At 75.7% G+C, this 23,852-nt stretch carries 23 protein-coding genes and 2 tRNA genes; 16 read left to right on the forward strand and 9 right to left on the reverse strand.

The window, feature by feature from the left end; genetic code table 11:
- The first annotated feature begins 96 nt into the window (after positions 1 to 96).
- Together Cph01nite_RS07225 and Cph01nite_RS07230 are read left to right on the forward strand one after the other, a co-directional pair.
- Positions 97 to 168: transfer RNA gene (locus tag Cph01nite_RS07225), tRNA-Gln, on the forward strand.
- A gap of 142 nt (positions 169 to 310) precedes the next feature.
- Positions 311 to 383, forward strand: a tRNA-Glu gene (locus Cph01nite_RS07230).
- 132 nt (positions 384 to 515) lie between these two features.
- On the opposite strand, the gene Cph01nite_RS07235 is transcribed toward Cph01nite_RS07230, so the two are convergent.
- The gene (locus tag Cph01nite_RS07235) at positions 516 to 1,235 is read right to left on the reverse strand and encodes an IclR family transcriptional regulator (RefSeq protein WP_203672703.1); all 720 of its coding nucleotides are present in this window, start codon (positions 1,233 to 1,235) and stop codon (positions 516 to 518) included.
- 118 nt (positions 1,236 to 1,353) lie between these two features.
- Here Cph01nite_RS07235 and leuC point away from each other — a divergent pair, with 118 nt between their 5' ends.
- The 5 genes from leuC (at position 1,354) to Cph01nite_RS07260 (ending at position 6,782) form a co-directional block, all read left to right on the forward strand.
- The gene (gene leuC, locus Cph01nite_RS07240; protein WP_203672704.1) at positions 1,354 to 2,817 is read left to right on the forward strand and encodes a 3-isopropylmalate dehydratase large subunit; all 1,464 of its coding nucleotides are present in this window, start codon (positions 1,354 to 1,356) and stop codon (positions 2,815 to 2,817) included.
- 30 nt (positions 2,818 to 2,847) lie between these two features.
- Positions 2,848 to 3,516, forward strand: a complete 669-nt coding sequence (gene leuD / locus Cph01nite_RS07245) for a 3-isopropylmalate dehydratase small subunit (protein WP_203672705.1) — start codon at positions 2,848 to 2,850, stop codon at positions 3,514 to 3,516.
- Between the two features lie 134 nt (positions 3,517 to 3,650).
- Positions 3,651 to 4,982 (forward strand): UDP-N-acetylglucosamine 1-carboxyvinyltransferase, encoded by a 1,332-nt coding sequence (gene murA, locus Cph01nite_RS07250; RefSeq protein ID WP_203672710.1) that lies wholly within the window; start codon positions 3,651 to 3,653, stop codon positions 4,980 to 4,982.
- Between the two features lie 49 nt (positions 4,983 to 5,031).
- Positions 5,032 to 5,766, forward strand: a complete 735-nt coding sequence (locus Cph01nite_RS07255) for a lysophospholipid acyltransferase family protein (protein WP_203672712.1) — start codon at positions 5,032 to 5,034, stop codon at positions 5,764 to 5,766.
- Entirely contained in the window at positions 5,763 to 6,782 is a 1,020-nt protein-coding gene (locus tag Cph01nite_RS07260) for an NAD(P)H-dependent glycerol-3-phosphate dehydrogenase (protein ID WP_239069110.1), read from the forward strand. The genes Cph01nite_RS07255 and Cph01nite_RS07260 overlap by 4 nt, the downstream gene beginning before the upstream one ends.
- Positions 6,783 to 6,828: 46 nt before the next feature.
- On the opposite strand, the gene Cph01nite_RS07265 is transcribed toward Cph01nite_RS07260, so the two are convergent.
- Positions 6,829 to 8,052 (reverse strand): trans-sulfuration enzyme family protein, encoded by a 1,224-nt coding sequence (locus tag Cph01nite_RS07265; RefSeq protein ID WP_203672714.1) that lies wholly within the window; start codon positions 8,050 to 8,052, stop codon positions 6,829 to 6,831.
- A 77-nt stretch (positions 8,053 to 8,129) separates the two neighbouring features.
- Here Cph01nite_RS07265 and Cph01nite_RS07270 point away from each other — a divergent pair, with 77 nt between their 5' ends.
- Complete coding sequence (locus tag Cph01nite_RS07270) at positions 8,130 to 9,302, forward strand: D-alanine--D-alanine ligase family protein (protein WP_203672716.1); 1,173 nt, start codon at positions 8,130 to 8,132, stop codon at positions 9,300 to 9,302.
- 36 nt (positions 9,303 to 9,338) lie between these two features.
- Here the strand turns inward: Cph01nite_RS07270 and Cph01nite_RS07275 are convergent, their stop codons facing one another.
- The gene (locus Cph01nite_RS07275; protein ID WP_203672718.1) at positions 9,339 to 9,812 is read right to left on the reverse strand and encodes a DUF3515 family protein; all 474 of its coding nucleotides are present in this window, start codon (positions 9,810 to 9,812) and stop codon (positions 9,339 to 9,341) included.
- Between the two features lie 91 nt (positions 9,813 to 9,903).
- Here Cph01nite_RS07275 and Cph01nite_RS07280 point away from each other — a divergent pair, with 91 nt between their 5' ends.
- Positions 9,904 to 10,881, forward strand: a complete 978-nt coding sequence (locus Cph01nite_RS07280; RefSeq protein ID WP_203672720.1) for a thiamine-phosphate kinase — start codon at positions 9,904 to 9,906, stop codon at positions 10,879 to 10,881.
- Between the two features lie 9 nt (positions 10,882 to 10,890).
- Here Cph01nite_RS07280 and Cph01nite_RS07285 read toward each other — a convergent pair whose 3' ends face one another.
- Both Cph01nite_RS07285 and rpmB read right to left on the reverse strand, forming a co-directional pair.
- Entirely contained in the window at positions 10,891 to 11,415 is a 525-nt protein-coding gene (locus Cph01nite_RS07285; RefSeq protein ID WP_203672722.1) for a GNAT family N-acetyltransferase, read from the reverse strand.
- Between the two features lie 135 nt (positions 11,416 to 11,550).
- On the reverse strand, positions 11,551 to 11,742 hold the full coding sequence (gene rpmB, locus Cph01nite_RS07290) for a 50S ribosomal protein L28 (RefSeq protein WP_046528726.1): 192 nt from the start codon (positions 11,740 to 11,742) through the stop codon (positions 11,551 to 11,553).
- Between the two features lie 266 nt (positions 11,743 to 12,008).
- Between rpmB and Cph01nite_RS07295 the strand changes: the two genes are divergently transcribed.
- Genes Cph01nite_RS07295 through rsmD form a run of 5 tightly spaced genes read left to right on the forward strand, consistent with a single transcriptional unit; the run spans position 12,009 to position 18,694 of the window.
- The gene (locus tag Cph01nite_RS07295; RefSeq protein ID WP_203672724.1) at positions 12,009 to 13,496 is read left to right on the forward strand and encodes a DAK2 domain-containing protein; all 1,488 of its coding nucleotides are present in this window, start codon (positions 12,009 to 12,011) and stop codon (positions 13,494 to 13,496) included.
- A 1-nt stretch (position 13,497) separates the two neighbouring features.
- Entirely contained in the window at positions 13,498 to 15,741 is a 2,244-nt protein-coding gene (locus Cph01nite_RS07300; protein WP_203672726.1) for an ATP-dependent DNA helicase RecG, read from the forward strand.
- A gap of 30 nt (positions 15,742 to 15,771) precedes the next feature.
- A complete protein-coding gene (locus Cph01nite_RS07305) occupies positions 15,772 to 16,458 on the forward strand; it encodes an ABC transporter ATP-binding protein (RefSeq protein ID WP_203672728.1) in 687 nt (228 codons plus the stop codon).
- Complete coding sequence (locus Cph01nite_RS07310; RefSeq protein WP_239069111.1) at positions 16,455 to 18,125, forward strand: DUF6297 family protein; 1,671 nt, start codon at positions 16,455 to 16,457, stop codon at positions 18,123 to 18,125. Before Cph01nite_RS07305 ends, Cph01nite_RS07310 begins: the two co-directional genes overlap by 4 nt.
- A complete protein-coding gene (gene rsmD, locus Cph01nite_RS07315; protein ID WP_203672733.1) occupies positions 18,122 to 18,694 on the forward strand; it encodes a 16S rRNA (guanine(966)-N(2))-methyltransferase RsmD in 573 nt (190 codons plus the stop codon). Before Cph01nite_RS07310 ends, rsmD begins: the two co-directional genes overlap by 4 nt.
- Before the next feature lie 24 nt (positions 18,695 to 18,718).
- Here rsmD and Cph01nite_RS07320 read toward each other — a convergent pair whose 3' ends face one another.
- The 4 genes from Cph01nite_RS07320 to Cph01nite_RS07335 are packed head-to-tail and all read right to left on the reverse strand — an operon-like array spanning position 18,719 to position 22,642.
- Positions 18,719 to 19,837 (reverse strand): PP2C family protein-serine/threonine phosphatase, encoded by a 1,119-nt coding sequence (locus Cph01nite_RS07320; RefSeq protein ID WP_203672734.1) that lies wholly within the window; start codon positions 19,835 to 19,837, stop codon positions 18,719 to 18,721.
- Positions 19,838 to 19,896: 59 nt separating this feature from the next.
- Positions 19,897 to 20,703, reverse strand: coding sequence for an alpha/beta fold hydrolase (locus Cph01nite_RS07325; RefSeq protein WP_239069112.1), 807 nt, complete (start codon positions 20,701 to 20,703; stop codon positions 19,897 to 19,899).
- A gap of 57 nt (positions 20,704 to 20,760) precedes the next feature.
- A complete protein-coding gene (locus tag Cph01nite_RS07330) occupies positions 20,761 to 21,996 on the reverse strand; it encodes a saccharopine dehydrogenase family protein (protein ID WP_203672740.1) in 1,236 nt (411 codons plus the stop codon).
- A gap of 4 nt (positions 21,997 to 22,000) precedes the next feature.
- A complete protein-coding gene (locus Cph01nite_RS07335; RefSeq protein ID WP_203672741.1) occupies positions 22,001 to 22,642 on the reverse strand; it encodes a GNAT family N-acetyltransferase in 642 nt (213 codons plus the stop codon).
- Positions 22,643 to 22,703: 61 nt separating this feature from the next.
- On the opposite strand from Cph01nite_RS07335, the gene coaD reads away from it, so the two are divergent.
- Both coaD and Cph01nite_RS07345 read left to right on the forward strand, forming a co-directional pair.
- Positions 22,704 to 23,204, forward strand: coding sequence for a pantetheine-phosphate adenylyltransferase (gene coaD, locus Cph01nite_RS07340; RefSeq protein WP_203672742.1), 501 nt, complete (start codon positions 22,704 to 22,706; stop codon positions 23,202 to 23,204).
- On the forward strand, positions 23,201 to 23,701 hold the full coding sequence (locus Cph01nite_RS07345) for a hypothetical protein (RefSeq protein WP_203672744.1): 501 nt from the start codon (positions 23,201 to 23,203) through the stop codon (positions 23,699 to 23,701). Before coaD ends, Cph01nite_RS07345 begins: the two co-directional genes overlap by 4 nt.
- The last annotated feature ends 151 nt before the right edge of the window (positions 23,702 to 23,852 follow it).

A 23,852-nucleotide genomic window follows, 5' to 3' on the forward strand; every position in this document is an offset into this window, starting at 1 on the left:
CGGCCCTCGCTCGGGTAGTGTTCACCGCCGGTACGGGGCCGCAAGGCGCCGACCGGATGGTGCTGTGCTCGGGCCCCCGTGGCCTGTCACAGCCCGTGGGGTATGGTGTAATTGGCAGCACGACTGATTCTGGTTCAGTTAGTCTAGGTTCGAGTCCTGGTACCCCAGCGCCGTCCATCGGGTGAGAACCTGGTGGCAGCACGGACGCGTCCGCCCTGGTGGCGGGCCCGCGGACGCCGCGAGTTGTCAGCTCACGGTGATCGTCGGGTAGAGTATCCACTCGGCACACGACTTACGGGTCGTGCGCAAGGCCCCCGTTGTGTAGCGGCCTAGCACGCCGCCCTCTCACGGCGGTAGCGCCGGTTCGAATCCGGTCGGGGGTACGGTCGAAGGCCCGGTCACCACAGGTGACCGGGCCTTCTTCGTGCGTGGCCGAGGCCTGCAGCGCCTGACCCCTCCTGCTCCTCCGGGAGCGACCCGGAGCCTGCGGCGAGGCCCCGGGTCGCTCCCGACGCTCAGTCGGCAGTCCGCCGCAGGACCTCGGTGAGGCGGTTCGCCGCCGAGGCCACGGCGGCCGCGTGCAGGCGGCCCGGCTGCCGGGAGAGCCGCTCCAGCGGTCCCGAGACGGAGACGGCGGCCACGACGCGCCCCGAGGGCCCCCGCACCGGCGCGGAGACGGAGGCGACACCGACCTCGCGCTCCGACACGGACTGGGCCCAGCCGCGGCGGCGGACGCCGGACAGGATCGTCGCGGTGAACTTGGCGCCCTGCAGCCCGCGGTGCAGACGGTCGGGCTCCTCCCAGGCCAGCAGCACCTGGGCGGCCGACCCCGCCTGCATCGTGAGCGTCGCTCCGACGGGGATCGAGTCGCGCAGCCCGATGGGTCGCTCGGCCGCGGCGACGCAGATGCGCTGGTCGCCCTGCCGGCGGTACAGCTGCGCGCTCTCCCCGGTGTGGTCGCGCAGCAGCGTGAGCACCGGACCGGCCGCGGCCAGCAGCCGGTCCTCACCGGCGGCCGTCGCGAGCTCCGAGAGCCGCGGCCCGAGGACGAACCTGCCCTGCAGGTCGCGCGCCACGAGGCGGTGGTGCTCGAGCGCCACGGCGAGGCGATGGGCCGTCGGGCGGGCAAGATGGGTGGCGGCGACCAGCTGTGCGAGGGTCGCGGGTCCGGCCTCCAGGGCGCTCAGCACCGACGCGGCCTTGTCCAGGACGCCGACTCCGCTAGAGTTGTCCATAGGTCGATATTGGCGTCTCGCAGGCTGAGATGCAAGCCGGGGGACACACGCCCCCCGGCAGACAGTCATCGGCACGGTGACCCGGGAGACCCCCGCCCGGACGAGAGGAACGACGAACATGGCCGGCACGCTGGCGGAGAAGGTCTGGGAGGCGCACGTCGTGCGCCGCGGCACGGACGGTGCCCCGGACCTGCTGTACATCGACCTGCACCTCGTGCACGAGGTCACGAGCCCGCAGGCCTTCGAGGGGCTGCGGCTCGCCCACCGGCCGGTACGTCGTCCCGATCTCACGCTGGCGACGGAGGACCACAACACCCCGACGCTCGACATCGACCGCCCCATCGCCGACCTGACGAGCCGCACGCAGATCGACACGCTGCGCAACAACGCCGCGGAGTTCGGCGTGCGGATCCACTCCCTCGGCGACGCGGACCAGGGGATCGTCCACCAGGTCGGTCCGCAGCTCGGCCTGACGCAGCCGGGGCTGACCGTCGTCTGCGGCGACTCGCACACCTCGACGCACGGCGCCTTCGGTGCGCTCGCGTTCGGCATCGGCACCAGCGAGGTCGAGCACGTGCTGGCCACGCAGACGCTGCCCCTCGCCCCGTTCAGGACCATGGCGGTCACGGTGAACGGCGAGCTCCCGATCGGGGCGAGCGCCAAGGACATCATCCTGGCCATCATCGCCAAGATCGGCACCGGCGGCGGTCAGGGCTACGTCCTGGAGTACCGCGGCGAGGCGATCCGTCGGCTCTCCATGGAGGGGCGCATGACGATCTGCAACATGTCGATCGAGGCCGGCGCCCGCGCGGGCATGATCGCACCCGACGAGACCACGTTCGAGTACCTCAAGGGACGCCCGCACGCGCCCGAGGGCGCCGACTGGGACGCCGCCGTGGAGTACTGGCGGACGCTGCGGACCGACGACGACGCCGTCTTCGACGCCGAGGTCGTGCTCGAGGCCGCGGACCTGGAGCCCTTCGTCACGTGGGGGACCAACCCCGGCCAGGGGCTGCCGCTCTCCGGCAACGTCCCGGTCCCCGAGCAGATCGCCGACGCCAACGAGCGGGTCGCCGCCGAGCGCGCGATCGAGTACATGGGCCTGACCCCGGGCCAGCCGCTGCGTGACATCAAGGTGGACACCGTCTTCATCGGCTCGTGCACCAACGGCCGCATCGAGGACCTGCGCGCCGTGGCCAAGCTCGTCAAGGACCGCAAGAAGGCGCAGGACGTGCGCGTCCTGGTCGTGCCCGCCTCGGCGCGCGTGCGGCTGCAGGCCGAGGCCGAGGGGCTCGACCGGATCTTCCTCGACTTCGGTGCCGAGTGGCGCAACGCCGGCTGCTCGATGTGCCTCGGCATGAACCCCGACCAGCTGGCCCCGCAGGAGCGGTCGGCGTCGACCTCCAACCGCAACTTCGAGGGTCGGCAGGGCAAGGGCGGGCGCACCCACCTCGTCTCGCCGCTCGTCGCGGCCGCCACCGCGATCCGCGGCACGCTCTCCTCGGTCGCCGACCTCGGCGCCGACGTGCCCGTGCCGGACGGCAGCCCGCTCGACCCCGACGACGCGCTGCAGTCCGTCTGACGCCCCCTCGAGACCCCAGGTAGGACCATCATGGAGAAGTTCACCCAGCACACCGGGGTCGGCGTCCCGCTGCGACGCAGCAACGTCGACACCGACCAGATCATCCCCGCCGTGTACCTCAAGCGGGTCACGCGCACCGGCTTCGAGGACGCCCTGTTCGCCGCGTGGCGCGGCGACCCGGGGTTCCTGCTCAACCAGGACGCCTACAAGGCCGGCTCGGTCCTCGTCGCCGGCCCCGACTTCGGCACGGGGTCCTCGCGCGAGCACGCCGTGTGGGCGCTGAAGGACTACGGCTTCCGGGTCGTGATCTCGGCGCGCTTCGCCGACATCTTCCGTGGCAACTCGGGAAAGCAGGGGCTCCTCGCCGCGCAGGTCGCCCAGGAGGACGTCGAGCTGCTGTGGAAGATCCTCGAGACGCGCCCCGGCACGGAGGTCACGGTCGACCTCGCGTCGCGCACCGTGACGTGCGACGACGTGGTCGTGCCCTTCCAGGTCGACGACTACACGCGCTGGCGGCTCATGGAGGGCCTCGACGACATCGGCCTGACGCTGCAGCACGCCGACGAGATCACGGCGTTCGAGCAGCGCCGGGAGCCGTGGCGGCCCGCCACGCTGCCCGCGAAGCACCTGCCGCCGGTCGAGGTGCGCCCGGCCCGCCCGGTCGTGACGCTCGACCTGGGCCCCACGCGCGGCGTCTGACCTGCGCCATCACCCGGACGGGCACGCGGAGGACCCGCGTGCCCGTCCGCGCGCGTTGTGAGGGTTCTGCGAGAACCGCCGACCGGTGCCCGCGGATGACGCGCGCACCCCCCGAGGTGGGGGACGATGTGTCCATGAGCGACCTGCTGTACGTCGACGGTGGCAACCCGCTGCGCGGCGAGATCACCGTCCGAGGAGCCAAGAACTTCGTCTCCAAGGCGATGGTCGCGGCCCTGCTCGGCGAGACGCCGAGCGAGCTGCGCAACGTCCCGGCGATCCGCGACGTCGCCGTCGTGTCCGGCCTGCTGCGCCTGCACGGCGTGCGCGTCGACATCGACGACGCGGCCGGCACGATCAGCCTCGACCCGACGGACGTCGAGTCCGCCCACGTGGCCGACATCGACGCGCACGCGGGCTCCAGCCGCATCCCGATCCTCTTCTGCGGCCCGCTGCTGCACCGGCTCGGCGAGGCGTTCATCCCCGACCTCGGCGGGTGCCGCATCGGGGACCGTCCGATCAACTTCCACCTCGACATCCTGCGGCAGTTCGGTGCGGTGGTCGACAAGACCGACAACGGCATCCACATCCGCGCGCCGCACCGCCTGCAGGGCACCAAGATCGCGCTGCCGTACCCCAGCGTGGGAGCCACCGAACAGCTGCTCCTGACGGCCGTGCGCGCCGAGGGCATCACCGAGCTGGCGAACGCCGCCATCGAGCCCGAGATCATGGACCTCATCAACGTCCTGCAGAAGATGGGCGCGATCATCTCGGTGGACACCGACCGCGTCATCCGCATCGAGGGCGTCGACCGGCTCATCGGCTTCCAGCACACGGCGCTGTCCGACCGCATCGAGGCGGCGTCCTGGGCCTCCGCGGCGCTGGCGACGGGCGGTGACGTCTACGTGCGGGGCGCGACGCAGCCCGAGATGACGACGTTCCTCAACACGTTCCGCAAGGTGGGCGGCGAGTTCACCATCGACGACCACGGGATCCGGTTCTTCCACCCCGGCGGCGACCTGCGCTCGATCCAGCTCGAGACGGACGTGCACCCCGGGTTCATGACCGACTGGCAGCAGCCGCTGGTCGTCGCGCTGACGCAGGCGCGTGGCCTGTCGATCGTGCACGAGACGGTCTACGAGAACCGGTTCGGGTTCGTCGACGCGCTCGTCGGCATGGGCGCCACGATCCAGGTCTACAAGGAGTGCCTCGGGGGTCGGCCGTGCCGCTTCGGCCAGCGCAACTTCTACCACTCCGCCGTGATCTCCGGCCCGACGCCCCTGTCGGCCGCCGAGATCGAGGTCCCCGACCTGCGCGGCGGGTTCAGCCACCTCATCGCGGCGCTCGCCGCCAAGGGCACCTCGGCCGTGCGCGGGATCAGCCTCATCGACCGGGGCTACGAGCGCTTCGCCGAGAAGCTGGAGGCCCTGGGCGCCCAGTTCAGCCGTGAGGAGGACGCGCGGCGCTGACCCGGACGGCGGACGGATCGTCCCGCCGCCGCGGCTACCATCGGTTCCCGTGCCGTCGCCGCCGCGTTCCAACCTCGCCTACCGCAACGTCGCACGGATCGTGCGCACGTTCCTGTTCGCGACGACCCGCCCCGACTGGCACGGTGCCGAGCACCTGCCGGCCGACGGCGGGTTCATCGCCGTCGCCAACCACCTCACCGAGGTGGACCCGCTGACGTTCGCCCACTACCTCTGGGACCACGGGCACGTGCCGCGAGTCCTGGCCAAGGCCTCCCTGTTCCGGGTGCCGGTCGTCGGGCCGGTCCTGCGCGCGACCGGCCAGATCCCGGTCCACCGGGAGACGGCAGCCGCCGGCGACTCCCTGCGGTCGGCCGTGACGGCCGTCGAGCAGGGCGAGTGCGTCGCCGTCTTCCCCGAGGGCACGCTGACGCGCGACCCGGACCTGTGGCCGATGGTCGGGCGCACGGGCGTGGCGCGGCTCGCCCTCACCACCCGGGCGCCCGTCGTGCCCGTCGCGCAGTGGGGCATGCAGGACCTCCTCGCGCGCTACGGCAAGGTGCTCAGGCCCGTCCCGCGCAAGAAGGTCGTGGTCGTCGCCGGCCCTCCGGTCGACCTGTCCGACCTGTACGACCGCCCGCACGACACCGCGACGCTGCGCGAGGCGACCGAGCGCGTCATGGCGGCCATCACGGAGCTGCTCGAGCAGGTCCGGGGCGAGCAGGCACCCGCCGAGCCGTTCGACATGCGCCGGCGGCGCGCGACCGGCGAGGGGAGCGCGACGTGACGCCGGCGGACGCGCCGCTGCGCGCGACCGTGCTCGGGTCGGGCAGCTGGGGGACGACGTTCGCTGCGGTGCTCGCGGACGCGGGCTGCGCCGTCACCGTCTGGGGCCGCGACGCCGCGACGGTCGAGGAGATCGCCCGCGACGGCCGCAACTCGCGCTACCTGCCCGGCATCGACCTGCCGGCCGGCGTCACGGCGACGGGCGACGCGCGGGCTGCCGTGGCCGACGCCGACGTCGTGGCGGTCGCCGTGCCATCGCAGCGGGCGCGCGACGTGCTCGTGCCGCTGGCGGACGCCGTCCCCGGGCACGCGGTGGTCGTCTCGCTCATGAAGGGCGTCGAGCTCGACACCGACCAGCGGATGAGCGAGGTGGTCGCCCAGAGCCTGGGCATCGACGCGGACCGCGTCGCCGTGCTGTCGGGCCCCAACCTCGCGCGCGAGATCGCGCAGCGGCAGCCCACGGCCACCGTGGTCGCCTCGACGAGCGACGCGACCGCCCGGCTCGTGGCGCAGGCGTGCGCCTCGTCCTACTTCCGCCCGTACACGAACCCGGACGTCGTCGGCGTCGAGCTGTGCGGTGCGGTGAAGAACGTCATCGCGCTGGCCGTCGGCATCTCCCAGGGCCGCGGCATGGGGTACAACACGATGGCCACGGTCATCACCCGGGGCCTGGTGGAGATCACCCGGCTGGGCCTCGCGCTGGGCGCCGACGCGGACACCTTCCCCGGGCTCGCCGGCATGGGCGACCTCATGGCCACGTGCGCGTCGCCCGACTCGCGCAACCACACCCTCGGGGTGCACATCGGCCGGGGGATGAGCCTCGACCAGGCCGTCGTGGCGACCGGAGGCACGGCCGAGGGGGTCAAGTCCTGCCGCTCGGTGCTCGAGCTGGCGACGTCGCTCGGCGTGGAGATGCCCATCACCTCCGCCGTGGTGCAGGTGCTGCACGAGGACCTGCCGGTCGACCGCCTGGCAGGTCTGCTCCTGGCGCGGCCCCACCGGGCCGAGGGCGTCTGACGCCCCGCCGCCGACGACCTGACCGCGTCGGGCGGACCCGCCGCGGTCAGCTCCCCGCCGCGGCGCTCAGCGCACGGTCGAGGTCCGCCCACAGGTCCTCGACGTCCTCGATGCCGACGGACAGCCGCACGAGGTCCTGCGGGACGGTCGCGGACTCGGTCGCGAAGCGGCGGCGACGCTCGAGCGTCGACTCCACCCCGCCGAGGCTCGTGGCCGGCACCCACAGGTCGACGGCGGCGACGAGCGCGTCGGCCCCGGCAGGACCGCCGACGGGTCGCAGCCCGATGATGGCACCGAAGCCGTCCATCTGGGCCGCCGCCCGAGCGTGCCCCGGGTCGTGCGGCAGCCCGGGGTAGCGGACCTCGACGACGTGCGCGTGCTCCGCGAGCCTGCGGGCCAGCTCGCCGGCGTTGGCCTGGGCGCGCTCGACCCGCAGCGCGAGCGTGCGCAGGCCCCGCAGCGCGAGCCACACCTCGAACGGTCCGGCGATCGCGCCGTGCGTCGTGCGGTGCGCCACCAGCCGCGCGTGCAGCGCCGGGTCGTCGGTGACCGTGGCGCCGAGGACGACGTCCGAGTGCCCCGCCAGGTACTTGGTGACGGAGTGCACGACGACGTCCGCGCCGTGCGCGAGGGGGCGCTGCACGAGCGGCGTCGCGAACGTGCTGTCGACGACGACGAGGCATCCCGCGTCGTGCGCCGCGGCGACGAGCGCCGGCACGTCGGCCACCTCGAGCATCGGGTTGGTCGGCGACTCCAGCCACAGCATCGCCGCGGGCTCGCCGTCACCGCGTACCGCCGCGACGACGGCGTCGGTGTCCGCGACGTCGACGGCGTCCACCCGCAGCAGGCCGCGCTCGGCCTGCTCGCGCAGGAGCACGAGCGTGACCTGGTAGGCGTGGCGCGGCACCACGACGCGACCGCCCACGGGGACGAGCGCGAGGGCGGCGTCGATGGCCGCCATCCCGGAGGCGAAGACGGTGGCCGGGGGACCGCCGCCCGGTCGCCCCGTCGCCGCGTGGTCGGTCCGCTCGAGCGCCGCCAGGGCCTCCTCGAAGGGCTCCCAGGCGGGGGTGCCGATCCGCCCGTACAGGTGCTCCCCGGCCGGCGGCGTGCCCTGCGAGACGAACGTCGACGTCAGCACGACCGGCGGGTTGAGCGACCCGCCCGGCGCGCGCGGGGGGCGTCCCGCGCTGACCGCGAGCGTGCGCGGTGACGGGCCGCCCGCCGGGGAGCGGTGCGGGCTCGGGGGCGTGGGTGCCGGGGTCGTCACGCGTCGCAGGGTACGCCGGACGGCGGTGGTGCGTGCGCGGCACCCGGGCGCGGTCGGGAGGGTAGGGTCTGTGCGCGATGGACGCCACGAGGATCGCCCCGACCGACGACGGCAGCCCCACCGCGAGCGGCGGTACCTCGGGAGGTCGGCGCCCCCGGGTCATGGTGCTGTTCGGCGGCCGGTCCGGCGAGCACGCGATCAGCTGCGCGACCGCGGGCGGCGTGCTGCGGGCGATCGACCGCGACCGGTACGACGTCGTCGCGGTCGGCATCACGCGGGCGGGCCAGTGGGTCCTGGCGGACGACGACCCGGACCGCTGGGTCATCCGCGACGGGCGTCTGCCCGAGGTCGAGGACACGGCCACCCACGTGCTGCTGCCGCAGGGCACCGCGGACCGCGAGGTCCGGGTGGTGCGCGACGGCGAGCTGGCCGCGCCCCTGGGTGCCGTGGACGTGGTCTTCCCCCTGCTGCACGGCCCGTTCGGGGAGGACGGCACCCTGCAGGGACTGCTCGAGCTGGCCGACGTCCGCTACGTGGGGTCGGGCGTGCTGGCCTCGGCGGTCGGCATGGACAAGCACATGATGAAGCTCGTGCTGGCCGGCTCGGGGCTCACCGTGGGCCCGTTCCGCGTCCTGCCCGCCGGTCGCGAGGTCGACGCCGCGACGTACGGCGCGGTCGTCGCCGACCTCGGTCTGCCGCTGTTCGTCAAGCCGGCCCGCGCGGGATCGAGCCTGGGCATCTCCCGCGTCGACGACGCGGCGGACCTGCCGGCCGCCGTCGCCGCCGCGCGGGAGCACGACCCCAAGGTGATCGTCGAGGCCGCCCTCGTCGGCCGGGAGATCGAGTGCGGCGTGCTCGGCGGGCGCGCAGGTGCCTCGCCGCGCGCCTCGCTGCCGGGCGAGATCCTCGTGACCGACACGCGGCACGCGTTCTACGACTTCGAGGCGAAGTACCTCGACGAGGCGGGCGTGACCCTGGCGTGCCCGGCCGACCTGCCGGCCGACGTCGTCGCGCGCGTGCAGGACGTCGCCGTGCGGGCCTTCGAGGCCGTGGGGTGCGAGGGCCTGGCACGCGTGGACGTGTTCGTGGCGGACGACGGCAACGTCGTGGTCAACGAGATCAACACGATGCCCGGCTTCACGCCGTACTCGATGTACCCGCGGATGTGGGACGTCACGGGCGTCGACTACGCGACGCTCGTCGACGAGCTCGTCGGGCTGGCCCTCGAGCGTCCGACGGGTCTGCGCTGACCTCACCCGCGCCGTGCTCGCGCCGGCGCGGGCACGTCACAGGCACCGGCGCTCCTGCTCCGTGAGCGCGACGGCCGGTCCCAGCAGGTCGACGAACGACGTCGAGCGCGTCGTCGCGACCGCCTGCGGCACGACCAGCTCGACGGCCGGCACCCGCCCGTAGGTGGTGAACGTCCACCGCCCGTCGTCCTCGACCACCACCCAGTCGACCGTCGGGCCCTGCGGTGTCGTGACGGACTGGCACCGCTCGGTCGTCGGCCCCAGCGGCTCGACGCCGCACCGCAGGACCACGGCCGCCCGGGGGTCGCCCCACGCCGCGGTCGCCTGCGCGTCGGTGTCGACCCGGTCCAGGCCGTCCCCGAGCGAGGCGGGCAGCGCGAGCACGACGGACGCGCAGACGGGGTCGGTCGCGTGGGGGGCGACGGTGACGTGCGCCGTGGACGCGCACGCCGACAGGGCCAGGAGCGCACCGCACGCGGCAGCCGTCGTGGTGGTGGGACGGTGGGGCACGCCGCCACGCTACCCGCCGCCGCGGTGCGCGGACCGCCCCGCGCGTCGGGCGCCGCTGCGGCCGGGCGCGCGGAGCGTCTAGCGTGGGCGCGTGCCTGCCGAGAGCCCCGTCGTCGCCGATCTCGCCGAGCAGGACCTGCTCGACCGCATCTTCCCGCACCTGCCCGTCGGGTCGCGGACCCTCGTGCCGCCGGGGGACGACGCCGCGGTCGTCGTCGCACCCGACGGGCGGTACGTCGTGACGTGCGACGTCCTCGTCGAGGACGTGCACTTCCGTCGCCGCTGGTCCAGCGGCGAGGACGTGGGGCGCCGGGCGGCGATGCAGAACCTCGCGGACGTGGCCGCGATGGGCGCCCGGCCCGTCGCGCTGGTGGTGGGGCTCGTCACGCCGGGGAGCACGCCGGTGGCCTGGGTCGAGGGGCTCGCCCGCGGTCTGGGCGACGCGTGCCGTCCGCTGGACGTCGGGGTCGTCGGGGGTGACCTGTCGTCGGGACCGGTCCTGGTCGTGGCGGTCACGGCGCACGGCGACCTCGAGGGGCGGGCGGCGGTGCGGCGCAGCGGGGCGCAGGTCGGTGACGTGGTCGCCCACGCCGGGCGCCGGGGGTGGTCGGCGGCCGGGCTCGCGCTCCTGACGGCCTCCCGCGCCGAGCTGGACCCCGGCCTCGTCGCCGCCTACCGGTCGCCCGAGCCGCACCTGGCCGCCGGGCCGGCCGCCGCGCTCGCCGGGGCGACCGCGATGCTCGACGTGTCGGACGGTCTGCTGCGGGACGGCCGCCGTCTCGCGCGTGCCAGCGGGGTCACCCTCGACCTCGACGAGCCGACTCGAGCGTTCGCGGCGGACGCCGAGCGCCTCGCGTCCGCCGCCGGGACGCTGGGCGTCGACGTGACGGAGTGGCTGCTCACGGGCGGGGAGGACCACGGGCTCCTGGCGACGTTCCCGCCGGACGTGCCGCTGCCGGACCCGTTCGGCGCGATCGGGACGGTGACCGCGAGGACGTCCGACCTCGTGCTGGTCGGCGGGCGTCCGCCCCGCGGCGGCACGACGGGGTGGGACCACTTCGGCAGCTGACGACGCCGGTCAGCCGCGGCGGTACCGCACCTCGAGCAGGTCCGCCCCGCCGAGCGTCTCCAGGCGCTCGACGCCGTCGGGGGAGAAGCCGTGCCGGCGGTAGAAGTGCCGGGCGCGGGTGTTGTCGGACAGCACCCACAGCGACATCGGGGTGTGCTCGCCCGCCTCGGCCAGGACGGTGCGGATCAGGTCGCGTGCGACGCCGTGGCCCCACGTCCCGGGGTCGAGGTAGATCGAGTAGATCTCCCGCTCACCACGGCGCGCGTCCTCGTCGCGGCTCGGCCCGTACGACGCGAAGCCCAGCAGGCGCCCCGCGGACTCGGCGACGAAGGTCCGCACGTGGTCGGTGGGTCCCTGGGCGAGGTGCTCCGCCCACCGGCCGGCGCGTTCGTCGACGTCGAGGGCGCGCAGGTGCTCGTCGGGGACGATGCCCGCGTACGCCTCCTGCCACGACCGGACGTGCACGCCGGCGATGGCGGCCGCGTCGTCGGTGGTCGCGGGACGGATGGTGACCTCGTCGATGTGCTCGACCATGGCGCCCACCCTGCCACAGGACACCGGCAGCACGAAGGCCCGCGAGCGGATGCTCGCGGGCCCTCGGCGTGTCGTCCGTGTCCCCGTGGTGTGCCGCCGCCGTGCGGCGGGGTGCGACGGGGCGGTGCGGTCGTGTCAGACCGCGCGCTGCACCTTGCCGGCCTTCAGGCACGAGGTGCACACGTTGAGGCGCTTGGGGGTGCCGGCGACGACCACCCGCACCCGCTGGATGTTGGGGTTCCAACGCCGCTTCGTACGCACGTGGGAGTGCGAGATGCTGTGCCCGAAGCTCGGGCGCTTGGCGCAGACGTCGCAGTTGGCAGCCACGGTCTTCTCCTGGTTCTGTCCTGTCGCGGGCCGACGGGCGGCCCGGGGGGTCGTGCACGTGTCCCGCGCTCCTGCGCGTCGACCCGGCCCGGGGGCCGGGACCGCACGACGGTGCGTCGGAAGGTCTGGGGGGGTCCCGGACGCAGGTCCGGGCAACCGGGCAAGACTAGCCCATCGCCGCGGTAGCGCCCAAATGTCGGCGCGGTGCGGCACAGTAGCGGCACAGTGGGCGCGGACGGGAGCGGGTGGACACGAGGAGGACACGGGTGGAGGTCGCGGCGCGGCAGGGCGTGCTCGACGTCGGCGCCGTGCGTGCCTGGGCCCACGGGGCCCTGACCGCGAGCCGGGCGGCGCGTGAGCGCATCGACGCGGTCAACGTCTTCCCCGTTCCTGACGCGGACACCGGGTCCAACGTCGTGCAGACCGTCGCGGGAGGCGTCGCGGCGGTGGAGGCGGACCTCGGCGGCGGCGGGGCGGCGGCCCTCCTCGCGGTCTTCGCGCGCGGCGCCGCGCGGTCCGCCCGTGGCAACTCCGGGATCATCCTCAGCCAGTGGCTCGTCGGGCTCGCCGGCGGTCTCGCCGACGAGGGGGCGACGCGGGCCGACGGCCCGTCGGCGCTGGTCCACGCGCTCGAGCGCGCCGCGCTCGCCGCCCGTGCCGCGGTGCCCGACCCGCAGGAGGGCACGGTCCTGACGGTGGCCCGCGAGGTCGCGGGGCACGCGCGGCGCGCGGCGGCCGGGGTGCCCGGGCCCCCGGCGGACGTCCTGGCGGTCGCGGTCGACGCGGCGCGGCGCGACCTGGGGCGGCTGAGCGCGAGCCACGACGTGCTGCGCGCCGCCCACGTCGTCGACGCCGGGGCGTGCGCGCTGATCGTCGTGCTCGACGCCCTCGTGCACACCCTGCGCACCGGTCGGCCGCTCACCGGGTCCGAGGTCGACCTGGGCTGGTTGCCGCAGGCGGGACCGGGCGTGGTCGCCGGGTGCGCGCCCGCCGCCGGAGGCGCGTTCGAGGTGATGATGCTGGTCCGTCCCACGTGGCCCGGCGCGGACCACCTAGCTGCGTCGTTGGCGCAGGTGGGCGACGCGGTGGCCGTCGTGGACGACGGGTCGTCGCGCCACGCGCACGTGCACTGCGACGACCCCGCAGCGGCGATCGCCCTGGTGCCCGCGGACGCACGGGAGCAGGTCGTGGTCCGGCGGGTCGACGAGCCCGCCCCGGCCGCGCGCGGCCTGGTCGTCCTCACGTCGTCCCCCGGCCTGGCGGCCTGGTACGCGACGTGCGGCGCCGTCACCCTCGTCGGCACGCGGCCCACCGCCCCGCAGGTCGCGCGCGCCGCGGCCGACACCCGTGCCGGGCGCGCCGTCGTGGTCGACGCGGGCCTGGGGCTCGCGGCCTCGGCAGTGCCCCCGGACGGGTGCGACCTGCTGACCGCGGCGGGGGACGGCCCCGCCGTCGTCGCCTGCCTCGCGCTGGTCGCCGACCCGGACGTGTCGCCGGACGCGGGTCGCGAGGCGCTGCAGCGGGTCCGCGGCGCAGGCGCCCTGCAGGCGGAGCCCGAGGTGGTGCACGCGCTGCTCGCGGAGCTGCTGCCCGGCGCGCACGCGGCCCAGGGCGTCACCCTCGTGCACGGGCGCGACGTCGCAGCCGGCCCGGCGCGCGCCGTGGGCGACGTCGTCGCGGCCGCCCACCCGCAGCTCGAGGTCGTCGTCGCCGGGCCGTCGGCCGGTGCCGCGTGGTGGGTGGGGGTGGACTGACGTGCTCGCCTCCGACCCGCTCGACGTCCCGCTGACGCGCCTCAACGCCCGCACCGCGAAGGCGCTCGGCAAGCTCGGTCTGACGACGTCCGGCGACCTGCTGCGGCACTACCCGCGACGCTACGCCGAGCCCGGCACGCTCACCGACATGGCCAGCCTGCGGGTGGGCGAGCACGTCACGGTCGTGGCCGAGGTCGTCCGCACGTCGCTGCGCCCGACCGGCCAGGGACGCGGCCTGCTGCAGTCGACCATCACCGACGGTCGCAGCCGGATCGAGCTCACGTTCTTCGCGTCGCACGTCAAGAAGCTCGAGTGGCGTCAGGGGCAGCTGCGTCCCGGGCGGCGTGGGCTGTTCACGGGCGAGGTCTCGGTGTACCGCGACACGCTGCAGCTCATGCACCCCGAGTGCCGGCTGTTCGGCGGCGACGACGACGCGCAGGACGAGGACGAGGCCCTGGTCGAGGCGGGCCGGCCGATCCCTGTCTACCCCGCGGTCGCGGGCTTCGAGTCGTGGAAGATCGCGCAGGCCGTGCGCACCGTGCTGGACCCGCTGCGCGAGGAGGAGGTGCCGGACCCGGTGCCGCCGCACCTGCGGGAGCGCGACGCGCTCCCCACCCTCGTCGAGGCGCTGCGGCTGGTGCACGTGCCGCACGACGAGGCGGACTGGCAGCGGGGACGCGCCCGGCTGCGGTACGAGGAGGCGCTCGTCCTGCAGGCCGAGCTCGCGCGGCGACGCGCCCGCGTCGCCCGCGAGGAGGCGGTGGCGCGTCCGCCCCTGACCGGTGGACTGCTCGACGCGTTCGACGCCCGGCTGCCCTTCACCCTCACGACGGGGCAGCGCACCGTGGGCGACGAGGTGGCCGGAGAGCTGGCCGCCCCCCGGCCCATGCAGCGGCTGCTGCAGGGCGAGGTCGGGTCGGGCAAGACCGTGGTGGCGCTGCGCGCCATGCTGCAGGTGGTCGACGCGGGCGGGCAGGCCGCGCTGCTCGCGCCCACCGAGGTGCTCGCCGCCCAGCACGCCCGCACGCTGCGCGGCCTGCTGGGGGACCTCGCCGAGGGCGGGTTCCTCGGCGGTGCGGCCCTGGCCACGCGCGTCGCGCTGCTCACCGGCTCCCTGCCGACCGCGGCACGCCGCGCGGCGATGCTCGACGCGGCCAGCGGGGCGGCCGGCATCGTGGTCGGCACCCACGCCCTGCTCTCGCAGGACGTGCAGTTCGCCGACCTGGGGCTCGTGGTGGTCGACGAGCAGCACCGCTTCGGGGTCGAGCAGCGCGACGCGCTGCGGGCCAAGGCGGGGCGCACGCCGCACACGCTCGTCATGACCGCGACTCCCATCCCGCGGACCGTGGCGATGACCGTCTTCGGCGACCTGGAGACGTCCGTGCTCAGCGAGGTCCCCGCCGGTCGGCAGGGGATCACGACGCACGCCGTGCCCGCCGACAACCCGCGCTGGACCGACCGCACCTGGCAGCGCGTGCGCGAGGAGGTCGACGGCGGCGGCCGCGCCTACGTGGTGTGCCCGCGCATCGACGGCGACGCGCCCGCGGGCGACGCCGCGGACGAGGACGGCACGGACCTGGTGCTCGAGGCCGACCCGACGGTCGGGTCGCCGGACCCCGGCGCGCGCCGGCCGTTGCGGGCCGTGCTCGACGTCGCCGCGGAGCTGCGCGCGCGCGAGGACCTCGCGGGCGTCGGCATCGGGGTGCTGCACGGCCGGCTGTCGCCGGAGGAGAAGGACCGCGCCTTCGCGGCGTTCGCGTCGGGCGAGGCGCCGGTGCTCGTGTCGACGACCGTGGTCGAGGTGGGCGTCGACGTCCCGGACGCCACGGTCATGGTGGTCCTCGACGCCGACCGGTTCGGCATCTCGCAGCTGCACCAGCTGCGCGGCCGGGTGGGGCGTGGCACCCGACCGGGACTGTGCCTGCTGGTCAGCGCCGCGCAACCGGGGACCGACGCGCACGCCCGCCTCGAGACGCTCGCGGCGACGACCGACGGCTTCGAGCTCGCGGCCCTCGACCTCGAGCTGCGCCACGAGGGCGACGTGCTCGGAGCCGCGCAGCACGGGCGCGGCAGCTCCCTGCGGCTGCTGCGCGTCACGCGGGACGCCGACGTCATCGCGCGCGCGCGCACCGACGCGCGTGCCCTGGTCGAGCAAGATCCTGACCTCGGCGGTTGGCCGGCCCTGCAGGGGGCGATCGAGGCGTCGCTCGCCGGGGAGCGCGAGGAGTTCCTCGACCGCGCGTGAGCGGTGCGCCGCGCTGACTACCCTGGCCGCATGGCTCCGGTGGTGCGTGCACGTGATCTGCAGGTCGGCTACGGGGCGGCACCGGTGTGCGCCCCCGTCTCGTTCGACCTGGGGCCGGGGGAGGCCGTCGCGCTCGTGGGCGCGAACGGCTCCGGCAAGTCCACGGTGCTCAAGACGGTGCTGGGGCTGCTCGAGCCCGTCGCCGGTGGGGTCGAGGTCCTCGGCAGTCCCGTCGACGAGCGCGAGGTGCAGTTCCGGCGCGAGGTCTCCAGCGTCCTCGACGACGACGCCTACTTCCCGGCGCTGACGGTCTCCGAGCACCTGTACCTGACGGCGCGCGGGCACGGCGTGCTCGGCGCCCAGGACGAGGTCGCGGACCTCCTCGAGGAGTTCGGGCTGGCCGACCACGCCCGCGCCACGCCGGTGTCCCTGTCGTCCGGGCAGCGCCGCCGCCTGCTGCTCGCCGCCGGGTTCGCCCGGCCGCGCTCCCTGCTCGTGCTCGACGAGCCCGAGCAGCGCCTCGACCAGCGCATGCGCGCGCGTCTCGCGGACCGACTGCGCGCCGAGCGCGACGCCGGCGGGGCGGTGCTCATCGCGACGCACGACCCGGACCTCGTGGCGGCGGTCTGCACCCGGGCGGTGCACGTCGCCGACGACGAGTCGCGCGTCCTGGCCCCCGCGGAGGCGGCCGACCGGATCGCGCGGGTCGCGCTGTGACGGGTGCCGCCGCGACGCCCCGCACCCCGCCCGGGGACCCCGCCACGGCAGCCGACGACGCGCGCGACGAGCTGCCCGACGACCCCCGCGTCGGCGACTTCGACCTGGGTGAGGTGCCGTCGGCACGTTCGATCCGCCGGTTCACGGCGCAGGCGGCCAGGTCACGCGCCGGAGCGAGCATCGGTTCGCTGCTCACGGACGTCTACACGACGGTCACCAGCGTCGTGATCTCGGTGCTCATCGTGCTCGGCGTCGTGCAGCAGCTGGGGGACTCGCTGCCCCCGGCACCGCCCGTGCACGCGCCCGGCGGGTTGAGCCTGCCGATGCTGGTCGCGCTCGTCCTGCTCGCGGCGGCCGGCGCGCTCCTCTCGACGGCCGGGCGGCTCGGGCCGGTCGGGGCGGAGGGTGCGCAGGCTGCCTGGTGGCTGCCGCTGCCCGTCGACCGGCGTGCCCTGCTGCGGCCCGCCGCCCTGCGGGTGCCGGTCGTCGCCGCGCTCGCGGGTGCGGCGGTCGTGGTCGTCCTGGAGGCGGGGCTGCTCACGGGCGGCGGCGCCGGCCTCGTGCGGGCCGGGCTGCTGGGGGCGCTGGGTGCCGCCGTCGTCGTGCTCGGTGCCGCGGTCGCGCAGACGCGCGGGGTGCCGCGCCGACGCATCGCGCTCGCGGGCGACCTGGCGCTCGTCGCCGCGCCGGTGCTGGCGGCCCTCGTCGTCCTCGCCGGCCGGACCCCCGCGTCCCTGCCCTCCCCGTCCTGGCCGGTGGTGGTGGGCGCGGCGGTGCTCGCGTCCCTCCTCGCGGTCGTGGTCGACCGACGGCTCGGCGTCCTGCCGGGCCGGACGCTGCGCGAGGGCGGCTCGGTCGCGACGCAGGCGGTCGGTGCGGTCGTGTCCCTGGACTCGCGCGAGCTCGGCCGGGCCCTGTCCGGCGGCGTCGCGGCGTCCGCGCGTCGCCGGTCCTCGCGGCTGCGCACCGCGCGAGGGCCGGCGACGGCGCTGGTCACGGCCGACCTCGTCGTGCTGCGTCGCTCCGTGCGTCACCTCGTCCAGGTCGTCGTCGCCGCGGGGCTGCCGGTGCTGGCCACGGTGGTCCCGCAGCTGGCGAGCCCGGTCGGTGTGCTGGTGGCCGTGCTGCTGGGCGGGTGGATGGCGTCGAGCGCCAGCGCGGAGGGCGCCCGCTGGGCGGAGGTGGCGCCGGTGCTCGACCGCCTCCTGCCGCTCGGGGACCGCACCGTGCGGCGTCTGCGGATGGTGGTGCCCGGGGTCGTCGCGCTCGCCTGGTCGCTGGTCGTCTTCGCCGCGGTGGGCCGCTGGGCCGGGGCGACGCTCGACTGGCTCCTGCTCGCCGTCGTCGCGGCGCCCGTGTGGGCCGCGGCCGCCGTGCGTGCCGCCTACCGTCCGGCGCCGCGGTGGGACAAGCCCCTGGTCGCGACGCCGGCGGGCGCGCTGCCGACGGGGGTGCTGCAGGTCATCGCCCGCGGACCGGACCTCGTCGCGTTCTGCCTGCTGCCGCTGTGGGTCGCGATCGGGTTGGGGACGGTCACCACCTGGATGGTGACGGCGCAGGTCTGGCTGTCGGTCATCGCGGTGATGGTCGCGTCCTCGACGGCCGAGAAGGGCTGGATGGAGCGCCTGCTCGAGGAGCAGGACCAGCGCAAGGGGGGTGCCGCGTGACCCGGATCGTCGCGGGCACAGCAGGCGGTCGCACGCTCGCCGTCCCCCCGTCCGGGACCCGCCCGACCAGCGAGCGGGTGCGCGAGGCCCTGTTCTCGCGGCTCGAGCACCTCGACGCCGTCGACGGTGCCCGCGTCCTCGACCTGTACGCCGGCTCGGGGGCCCTCGGCCTCGAGGCCGCGAGCCGGGGCGCCACCCACGTGGTGCTCGTCGAGACGGCGCGCTCTGCCGTGGAGGTGTGCCGCCGCAACGCGCGCGCGCTCGGCCTCGGGGACCGCGTCGACGTCGTCGCCGACCGCGTCGACCGGTACCTCGCGCGGGTCGCGCCCCCGGACGGTCCCGCCGTCGGGTCGTTCGACCTGGTCCTGCTCGACCCGCCGTACGACCTGCCCGAGGAGTCCCTCGCGGCGGCCGTGGCGGGGGTCGCACGGTGCACGGCGCCCGGGGGCGTCGTCGTCGTCGAGCGCTCGTCGCGTGCGCCCGCCCCGGCGTGGCCCGCGCCGCTGGTCGCGCTGGACGACCGCCGGTACGGCGAGACGCGCGTGTGGTTCGCGGAGCACGCGCCGTGAGGCGCGCCGCTCCGGGAGCGGCTGTCAGAGCACCGCGACGGTGACCACCGCGATGTCGTCGCGCGCGTCACCGGACTGGTAGCGCAGCACGTCCGCGAGGATGGCGTCCGTGACGTCCGCGGCCGGGCCGCGGTGCTCGGCGACCACCGCGGCGAGGCGGTCGTTGCCGTAGAGCTCCCCGCGACGGTGCCGACCCTCGGTGACGCCGTCGGTGAACAGCACGAGCGTGTCACCCGGTGCCAGCGTCACCTCGGTGTCGGAGAAGACGGGCTGCGGGAACACGCCGAGCAGGGGACCGTGGCGACCCACGGGGGCCGGGTGGCCCGCCGACGGCCGCAGCAGCGGCAGGGGGTGCCCGGCGCACGCGACGCTCGCCCGCCACGTGCCGTCGGTCCGCCGCAGCCGCGCGAGCACCGCCGTGCAGAAGCGGTCGGTCGCGGCGCCACGCAGCACCTGGTCGAGCGTGTGCAGGACCTGCCGCGGAGCGTCGTGGTCGACGGCCGCGGCCCGCACGGTGTGGCGCGCGAGCGCGGTGACGACGGCCGCCTCGACGCCCTTGCCCTGGACGTCGCCCAGGACGACGACCCAGTCGTCGGTCGCGACCTGGAAGACGTCGTAGAAGTCGCCGCCCACGTGCCGTCCGTCTCCCGCGGGCCGGTACGCGGCGGCGACGTCGAGGCCCGGGACCTGCGGCGGCGTCGGCGGGATGAGGGTCTGCTGCAGGGTCTGCGCGAGCTCGACGGCACGCGCCTCGGACGCCTCCGCGCGGCGGGTGGCGGCGAGCATCTCCTGCTCGTAGCGCCGGCGCTCGGTCGCGTCGAAGACGGCCGTGCGGATGAGGCGCGGGGTGCCGTCGGCGTCGCGCTCGAGCACCGAGTTGACGAGCACGGGCAGCCGGCGACCGTCGGCGCAGACGACCTCGAGGGCGATCTCCCGCGCGGTGCCCTGCAGGCGCAGCGCCGGTGCGTAGTGGGTCTCGTGGTAAATCCGGCCGCCGACGGGCAGCAGGTCCACGAAGCGCCGGCGCCCGACGAGGTCCTCGCGGCGGTGGCCGGTCCAGGCGAGGAACGTGGCGTTGACGCGGACGAGCACGCCGTCCGGCGTCGTCGACAGGTACCCGCACGGCACACGGTCGTCCAGCATCTCCGTGTCCTGCTCCTCGGGGGACCCGTCGACCCCGGGACCTCGGGGCGCAGGCCCCGTCACGGGTGCCCGGCGCGCACGAACCCGGCGATCGCCGCCGTGGTCGCCTCGGGTGCGCTGAGGTTCGGGCAGTGACCGGTCGCGTCGAGCAGCACCATGCGCGCGCCCGGGATCGCGTCGCGCACGTACTGCCCGACGGCGACCGGTGCGATGACGTCGTCGGTGCACTGCAGCACGAGCGTCGGGACGGGGACACGGGCGAGGTCCGCGCGGTTGTCCGACAGGAAGGTCACGCGGGCGAACCGCCGCGCGATGTCCGGGTCGGTCCGGCAGAAGCTCGCGGTGAGCTCGGCACCGAGCTCGGGGCGGTCCACGTTGCCCATGATCACGGGCGCCATCGCGCTCGACCACCCCAGGTAGTTGCTGTCGAGCGACTCGAGGAGCTCGGCCACGTCGGCCCGCGTGAAGCCGCCCGTGTACCCGTCGTCGTCGAGGTAGCGCGGGGACGGGCCGACGAGCACGAGCTTGTCGAACCGGTCGGGCTCGGCGGCCACGGCGAGCACCCCGATCATGGCCGAGACCGAGTGCCCCACCAGCACGACGTCGCGCAGATCGAGCTTCCGGACGATCTCCAGGACGTCCTGCGCGTACCCGTCCAGCGTCCCGTACCGCACGGGGTCGTACGCGGCGAGGTCGGAACCCCCGGCGCCGACGTGGTCGAAGGTGACCACCGTGAACGCGTCCTCGAACCGTGGCGCGACGTGCCGCCACATGTGCTGGTCACAGCCGAAGCCGTGCGCGAAGACGATCGGCTGCGCGCCGGGCACGCCGGAGACGCGGATGTCGTGCCGGTCGACCACAGTCACGCGACGAGGTTAACGACTGCGCCCGCCGGCGCCACGTCGGGCGGTCGACCGTCCGGGTCACGGTCGCCGCGGGCCGGCCTCGTACGTGTGCCCCGCCGCCCGCAGCCGCTCGACGAGGACGTCCCCGATCCCCGTCGCCGGCGTCAGCGAGCCGGCCCGGTCGGGCAGCCGGTCGCCGTCGAGCGCCAGCGCCAGGGCGGCCTGTCCCAGCATGACCGCGGTCGCGGCGTACCCGGGGTCGCCGGTGCCGGCGGCCAGCGCCCGGTACTGCCGACCGGTGGTCGTGACCGCGTGGACGTCCATCCGGAACCAGCCGGTGCGGCGCGTGTCCTCGTCCGGGCCGGAGCCCGGGGCCGGCAGCAGGCGGTCGAGCAGCCGGCCCGCGCCGGGGACGGCGAGCGCCGCCAGACCCAGCGGCAGGCCGGCCGTCAGCGCCGTCGCCGCGGCGGCTCCGCGGACGCCGCGTCCCGTCGCCGCGACCTCCTCGTACGCCAGGCCGTGCCCGTACGCCCAGCCCTGCAGCGCGTTGGAGCGCCGGACCACGCGGCTGTTGAACGAGCCCATGGGCGAGGTCGCGACCCACCGGCCGTCGACGGTGCGCCCGGGCAGCGGCGCGTCCGGCGGCTGCGGCGTGGCGGGCTCCTCGCCGCGGTCCGGGCTCAGGGAGAACGGGTCGGCGAGCAGCCGCCGGACGGAGGCGTCCTGCGCGGCCAGCCGCGCGATCCCGCGCACGGACGCGATCGTGCCGCCGCTCACGCCGCCCCGGGCGCTCGCGACCAGGCGGACCCTCCCCAGCGTCCCGGAGCCGTCGGCCGTCACCTGCCGGTGCAGCAGGAGGACCGCCAGGTCCGACGGCACGGCGTCGTACCCGCACGCGTGGACCAGGCGTGCCCCCGTCGCCCGCGCGACCTCGTCGTGCGCGTCCGCGGCGCGCCGGACGAACGGCACCTCGCCCGTCAGGTCGGCGTAGTGCGTCCCCGCGCGGGAGCACGCCTCGACGACCGGCAGGCCGTGCCGCAGGTAGGGCCCGACGGTGCTGACGACGACACGCGCCGACGCGGCCAGGGCGCGCAGGGACGGGTCGTCGTCCGTGTCCGCCACGACGAGCGGCCAGTCGTGCGCGCGGTCGGGGAGCGCGGCACGCACCCGCGCCAGCCGCTCGCGCGACCGACCCGCCAGGGCGACGCGGGTGCCCGCGGGCGCGTGGTGCGCGAGGTGCTCGGCGACGAGCGCACCGACGAACCCGGTCGCGCCGAGGACGGCGACGTCATGGTCCCGTGCGGTGTCGGCCATCCGGTCAGGCTGTCGTCCCGTCGCGGGCAGCGCAACCGGGTCGGCGGGTCGTGGTCCCGTGCAGGACGGCCAGACGCGGCCCGTCGTCGCCGAGCCGGTGCGTGCCCGTCGTCGTGAACCCGTGCCGCTGGTAGAACGGCACGTTGCGCGGGTCGGTGGTCGCGAGCCACGGGGTGCCCGCGTCGTCCCCGTGGGCGCTCAGGCCGTGGCGCAGCAGCCGACCGCCGAACCCTCGCCCCTGGTGGGAGGGGTGCACGGCGAGGTAGTTGAGGTACGGGCCCGGACGTGCGGGGGCGAGCGCCGCGGCCCCGCCGAGCGCGCCGAGGACGTGCGCGGCGTGCGTCCGGCCCACCAGGGCCGCCAGCACCCCTGCGGATGAGGGCAGGGTCGACGGCGTCGCGCCCGGGGCGCCGGGCAGCCGCCACGCCGCCACCGCGACGACCTGCCCGTCCACCGTGAGCACGTCCACGCGGCCGGCCTCGAGGTAGCGCTCGAGCGACGGCCCGAGCCAGGCCGCGCAGGCGTCGGCGCGCGTGGCCGCGTCCGGCAGCGCCCAGCGCACGAGGGGGTTCTCGAGGTAGGCCAGGGCGCATGCCGTGCGGACGACGGGCAGGTCCGCGGCAGCCGCCGGCCGGATCGTCGTCATCCCGCCACGCTACGGGGCCGCCGCCGGGTCCGGAACCTGCCCGTGACGTAGGTTGGCGTCCGTGAGCACCGCCGTCTGCCCCGGGTCCTTCGACCCGATCACGCTCGGCCACGTGGACGTCGTCCGGCGCGCGCGGTCGATGTTCGACGAGGTCGTCGTCGCCGTCGCCCACAACGCGTCCAAGCGGTCGCTGCTGCCACCCGAGGAGCGGGTGCGGCTCGCCGAGGACGCCCTCGCGGGCGTGGACGGCGTGCGGGTCGTGGCGACCGACGGGCTGCTGGTCGACCTCGTGCGGGACGTCGCCGCATGTGCGGTGGTCAAGGGCCTGCGCAGCGGCGCCGACCTGGACGCGGAGCTCGCGATGGCGTTGATGAACCGGCACCTGTCGGGGGTCGAGACCGTCTTCGTCGTGGGGGACCCGGGGCGGGCGCACATCGCGTCCTCCCTGGTCAAGGACGTGGCGCGGCACGGCGGGCCGATCGAGGACATGGTGACGCCCGCGGTGGCGGTGGCGGTGCGCCGCGCGCTGGCGCCCGACGGCGGGGGAGAGGACGGACGATGACGGAGCACACGGACGACGGCGAGGAGCGCACGGAGGGTGTCGGGGGTGTGCTGGACGCGATCGAGGACGCGGTCGCCCAGGCACGCGCCATGCCGATGTCCTCGTCGGTGCTGGTGAACCGGGCGGAGTTGCTCGAGCTCGTCGACCAGGTGCGGGAGGCGCTGCCGAGCCAGCTGCACCGCGCCGACGAGGTGCTGGCCGACGCGGACGCCGCCCGGGCGGCGGCGCACGCGGAGGCCGAGGCGGTCGTCGCCCGGGCCCGGGCGCGGGCGGCCGAGCTGGTCGAGCAGGAGAGCGTCGTGACGGCCGCTCGGGAGCGTGCGGCGCAGATCCTCGCCGACGCGCAGGAGACGGCGCAGTCGCTGCGCCGGGACGCCGACGACTACTGCGACCGCCGGCTCGCCGACTTCGAGATCGACCTGGGGAAGGTCCTGTCGCAGGTGCAGGCCGGTCGCGCGAAGCTGGCGGGTCGGCTCGCGCCCGGGGAGGACGGCTAGGACCGGTTCGGGCCGCCGTTTGGGACAGGGGCCCGCCGTGCCGTAGAGTTCTCGGTTGGTCCTGCCGGTCGTGGCGTGGGCCGAGTCGTCATTGCCGCAACACGGCACCGCGCGCCTGCGCACGGTGCCACCTGGAACGAGGGGACCGGAC

The organism is Cellulomonas phragmiteti (assembly GCF_016862775.1).
Classification (GTDB): domain Bacteria; phylum Actinomycetota; class Actinomycetes; order Actinomycetales; family Cellulomonadaceae; genus Cellulomonas; species Cellulomonas phragmiteti.